The following is a 2,173-nucleotide window of genomic DNA, read 5'->3' as shown; positions in this document are numbered from 1 at the left end:
CAATTCTCGTGGGCTCTGAGATGTGTATAAGTGACAGCGTCATCCCGGTCGGGGACCTAATGTGGTGTCACGTTGCCCGTTCAGCAACGGGCGGTCATCCGGCCGGGAGAGGGACCACATGCACGCTGCGCCCCCGGGACACCCGGTCCCGTCCGGACGCGACACCGCGCCCCGCTGCCCCGTACTGCGCGGCACCCTCCCCCCGGTCGCCGCCGTCCTGTTGCCGCTCGGCGGCGCGGTCGTCCTCGCCGAGGGCACCCCCCTCCTGCCCGCCGGCGCGCCCGGCCTGGGTCTCGCCGTGCTCGCCTGCCTGATCGTCGCCCACCTGGTGGCGCTGGGCCCCGGTCGGTGGTGGGGCGGCTCCGGCTCCGGCTCCGCCGTCACCCTGGCGGTCCTCCTGCTCTACGGATGGACACCCGCCGTCCTCATCGCCCTCGCCCTGGTCGGCGCGGTGGTCCTCGTCCACCGGGGCCGAGCGCGCGACGCGCTGTTGCACGCCTCCGCCGAGGTCATCGGCATCAGCGCGGGGGCCCTGCTCCTCGCGGCCGGCGGGGTCCACCCGCGCGGCGACTCGCCCTGGCACCCCCACCGGTGGGATCTCGCGGACGTCCCGCTGATCGTCGCGGCGGCCTGTGCCCACCTGCTGCTGACCCGCGCCCTGCTGTGGCTGTGCCTCGCCCCCACCGGCGGCCCGAGCCGACTGCTGCGCGCCGCGTTGGTGCGCCAGGGGCTGATCTCCGTCGCCCTGCTCGGCCTCGCCCCCCTGATCGGGGTGGTCCTCGTCCACGCCCCGCTGCTCCTGCCGCTGTTCGCCGTTCCGGTGATCGCCCTGGACTCCACCCTGTGGATCGCCCGGGCCCGGGCGCGCGAGCAGGTCCTCGACCCGCTGACCGGCCTGCCCAACCGGCAGTGGCTGCTGGACCACATCCGTCGCCTGGTGCGTGAATCCGGGGAGGAGGGGGCCCGGTTCGCCCTGATCCTGATCGACCTGGACCGCTTCCGGTCGGTCAACGACACCCTCGGCCACTCCACCGGGGACCGGCTGTTGGTGCGGGTCGCCGATCGGGTCCGCCGGGCCGTGCCCCCCGACGCGGCGATCGCCCGTCCCGGCGGCGACGAGTTCGCCGTCCTCCTGCCCCGCGTCGGATCGGTCACCGCCGCGCAGCGGGTGGCCCGTCGGCTCACCACCGCGCTCGGCGAGCCGCTGAACCTCAACGGCATCCGCCTGGTGGTCGAGGCCAGCGCGGGCGTGGCGGTCTTCCCCGACCACGCCGGTGACGCCGAGGTCCTGCTGCGGCGCGCCGACGTGGCCATGTACACGGCCAAACAGGACCGGGACGGGGTGCAGGTCTACGATCCCTGCCGGGACGCCAACACCCCCGACCGCCTGGGCCTGCTCGGAGACCTGCGCCGGGCCCTGGAGAACCGCGACATCGCCCTGCACTACCAACCCAAGGTCGGGTTCGACGGCCGGGTGCGGGGCCTGGAGGCGCTGGTGCGCTGGGACCACCCCGAGCGCGGACCGATCCCGCCGGCCGAGTTCATCGCCATCGCCGAGAGCTCCGGCCTGATGCCCCGCCTCACCGATTACGTCATGGAGACGGCCCTGTACCGGGTGGCACGGTGGCGGGAGGAGGGCATCACGGTCCCGGTGGCCGTCAACGTCTCGCCCCGGGAGGTCTACGCCCCGGGCTTCGCCGGGTCCGTCGCCGCCCGCCTGGCCCGTCACGGCGTCCCGGCGGGCTCCCTGCAACTGGAGATCACCGAGAACGTGATGCTCGAGGATCCCGAACAGGCCGCCGACACCCTCGCCGGGCTCACCGGCCACGGCGTGCGGATGTCCCTGGACGACTTCGGCACCGGCTACTCCTCCCTGGTCCACCTGCGCCGGTTGCCGCTCAGCGAGCTGAAGATCGACCGCTCCTTCGTCTCCTCCCTGGCGGTGGACGCCGAGGACGCCGAGATCGTGCGCTGCACCGTGGAACTCGCCCACTCCCTGGGCCTGGTGGTCGTCGCCGAGGGGGTGGAGGACCGCGAGACCTGGGAGCGCCTGCGCGAGCTGGGGTGCGACGCCGTCCAGGGATGGCTGGTCTCCCGCGCCATGCCCGCCGAGGAGACGACGGCCTGGCTGCGCGCCCGTGCCCACACCCACGCCCTCACCGGGGAACCCTTC

At 74.1% G+C, this 2,173-nt stretch carries 1 protein-coding gene; it reads left to right on the top strand.

Annotation, left to right across the window (positions count from 1 at the left end; genetic code table 11):
- Positions 1-118: 118 nt before the first annotated feature.
- A partial coding sequence (locus tag FOE67_RS23335) for a putative bifunctional diguanylate cyclase/phosphodiesterase (protein WP_182666815.1) occupies positions 119-2,173 on the top strand: 2,055 nt, incomplete at its 3' end.

The sequence above is a fragment of the Streptomyces calidiresistens genome, assembly GCF_014141525.1.
Lineage (GTDB): Bacteria > Actinomycetota > Actinomycetes > Streptomycetales > Streptomycetaceae > Streptomyces > Streptomyces calidiresistens.
This window is presented reverse-complemented; position numbering and strand designations above follow the sequence as displayed.